General features: G+C 46.5%; 4 protein-coding genes. All 4 read right to left on the bottom strand.

The genetic code is table 11. The annotated features are described in order from the left end of the window. Positions 1-163 (bottom strand): transposase (locus WG89_RS33145; RefSeq protein WP_172806677.1); only part of this gene is annotated, 163 nt, incomplete at its 3' end. Positions 164-236: 73 nt separating this feature from the next. Beyond that, positions 237-905: a hypothetical protein gene (locus WG89_RS28265; protein WP_062271095.1), complete on the bottom strand. Its 669-nt coding sequence runs from the start codon at positions 903-905 to the stop codon at positions 237-239. Positions 906-999: 94 nt separating this feature from the next. Continuing rightward, positions 1,000-2,448 carry an inositol phosphate phosphatase SopB gene (locus WG89_RS28260; protein WP_172806954.1) on the bottom strand — a complete coding sequence of 483 codons (1,449 nt, stop codon included), beginning with the start codon at positions 2,446-2,448 and terminating at the stop codon, positions 1,000-1,002. Positions 2,449-2,530: 82 nt separating this feature from the next. Beyond that, positions 2,531-2,712, bottom strand: a 182-nt coding sequence (locus WG89_RS28255; RefSeq protein WP_172806953.1) for a transposase, incomplete at its 5' end; no start/stop codon positions are given.

Below are 2,712 nucleotides of genomic sequence, written 5' to 3'. Positions count from 1 at the left end.
ATTCTTTACAAGAATATCTCTGTCTGTCAGGCTGTGAATCGTCCTTGCCTTGGCGGGTTATGTCTGAGCTGGCACAGTGTGGGCATTTCACCCCGTCAGGCCAGCGAATCTGGCGTATCTGTTCAAAGCACTTGGCGTTGTCGAGGAGGTCATAAAGTTTCATGACACTTTTGTACAAGAAAACGTCTTCTATTCATAGTCAAATAACTCGTCCTCAACCAGCTCCCCAGAATCCATTAAGAGCCATACATTTTTGCCTGGACATATTCGTCAATGACTGACTGACTCGCAGAGTGAACATCAGCCAGAGCACACCAATCGAGCAACACCAGCTCACCAGCCTCTTCAAGATAAAGAAAGTCGCTGAGATCTTCGGTATAGACATGCACCTTCGCCTGAACCAGCTTTTTGATCATCCTTTCCATAGCTCTTTTGGCAAAGCCAACACTGATTTTTTTATCAGAAATAGCTTGTTTCAGGGTAATTCCCTTCCTGAACTCGTAAATGACTACTCGGTAGGCTCTAAAGTAGTGATTCACCAGAAAGGTGTTCATAACTCTGATAACAGCCCCCGTATCATTAATTACCGACCTCTTTCGTGGTTGGTAAATATGGGTGGCCAAAGGAAACATTTCGCGATGAATTTTAACGCCCACTGTTTTACCCGTTTCGTCATCAGTCAATTTGTAAATATTGGAGTCAAAGGGCCTTCGAGCGGACTTTTCCAGACAAACGGTATAACCCGGAATCAGTTTCAAAGAGTCAAGCACAGTTCCAGAATCTTCGGGGTTGGAGACAGAGTATTTGAAGAGGTGAAAAAGATCTGTTGTGAGAGAGCCTTCTATTGAAGACGCTTTGTTACTGATCAGCAATAAAAAAAGAACAACCAGACAGACTCTGAACATACCCTAACTCTTCTTTCATCCGATTTTTATAAGAGAAGATATATAGCAGTAAAATCAGACTCTATTTGAAAGATTCTCAATTAGACAAAAAGATTCAGGAGCCCACAGTTTTGGAAAGCCCTCGAATTTCCTCACGAATTGCCTGATCACCTACCCGCTCGGTAATGGATTTAACGCCTTCTGTCTTGTATCCACGAACTCCCACATTCTGCTCCTGAACTTCAAGATTGCCACTCTCCTGAAGAATCTTCTGGAACAGCTCTCTGTCCGCAGGATTCATAATGGGACCTGGCTCAGGAACCTCACCACTTCCCTGATCAATTCTGGCCGTCAGGAATTTAATCTCAGCATCCAGCATGCCGGTTCTGTCTTTACCACTTTTGCAGTTAGACAATGGCACACCACCCACCATATGAGTTAACAAGGCCACCCTGGCAGCCAACTTGTAGGCATCGTGATGATGGTGATGATGCTTTCCTTTTTTGTAGATATCCTGAATCTGGGCTGTGAGATCCTGCACCGAACGGTGATCTCTATTCAATTGATCCTGCTGGGTATTTAACTCAGAGACTTTCTCCATATTTCCCGCACTTTTAGCGTCTCTGATCTGTTCTCTAAGGACTGAATCTTTCCTTGAGGTAGCACTGAGGAACTCCCCTGCCATACCACCAGGAACGCCCGCTTTATTCGGCTTGCCCACCAGCATCGCCATGGCTGGATCGTTCATTTTTTTCTGGAACGATCTCCCTCCGGTTACCAGAGAGGCGCCACCGACTCCCCCCCAGTTCACAGGAATGTTAAAGCGCGCCTGTTTGAAATTAAGTTTGATTTTCCTGACCTGTCCATCAGGTCCCGGGAGTTCAAGTGTCACAGGCTGCTTGGCTGGGTCGGTGAAATGTTTGAATGCTTCATTCTGGGCTTTCTGCATTTTTCTTTCTTTGCCTGAGCCAAGACCCGTTGTCACCAAAGAGGTAGATGTCGTTGTCAGGGTCGGCACTGGCCCTACCTCTGCGGCTGCCAGAGCTTGCTCAAAGATATCGGGCCGGGTCGCCAGTGCGGACAGCAAAACTTCCTTGGCTTTGGCCCTTCCCCCTTCAGCCTTAAGATCCGGATCCCCTTTGATGCCATAAGGGTCAGCTATCCCGTGTCTGATCCCGGTATAGGCATTTCTATTGTTTATGGAAAAGTCACTTCGATTCAGGTTAGAAGCATGATCCGCATTTTTGGTATCCACACAGCTGGTTCCATGTCCTTCATAGTCCTTATCATAAAGGCGAGCTACCTCACCTTGAGATGACTCAGGCACCTTGATTTCAGCTGCTGGCTGTTGCCTGGAGGTATAATCAACACCTCCGTAGGAAAATGATTTTTCTATGGTTTTCCAGGGGCGGTTGTTCAACTGATCCACATAGGCAGCCCTGAAATCAGTGGCAACCGTCTGCTCACTGACACCGGCTGACACCAGTGCATCCTGCAAAATTTTCGGGTAGTGTTCCTTGGCTTTATGCATCTCTTCTTTGCTGACAGGTTCATCACCTTTCAATTGAACCGTCTGCTGCAATCTTCTGAGCTCAATGAACTACCCCGCAGCAAGCTGCGGGGTATCCTCAGTGCAACTTGAGTGGTCAGTCCATAAACAGACTGATTTGGTTCGGACTTATTTCCTTCCGGTGTAGCTGCTTGTACTCCGCATTGCCTTGGTTTTTCACATAATTTGCAATTACATCTTCATTACCATGCTGGCCGACAGTATTCATAAAATATCCTGAACTCCAGAATGCTCCACCCCATAACTTTTGCTTAACTT

This window comes from Endozoicomonas arenosclerae, assembly GCF_001562015.1.
Lineage (GTDB): Bacteria > Pseudomonadota > Gammaproteobacteria > Pseudomonadales > Endozoicomonadaceae > Endozoicomonas_A > Endozoicomonas_A arenosclerae.
This window is presented reverse-complemented; position numbering and strand designations above follow the sequence as displayed.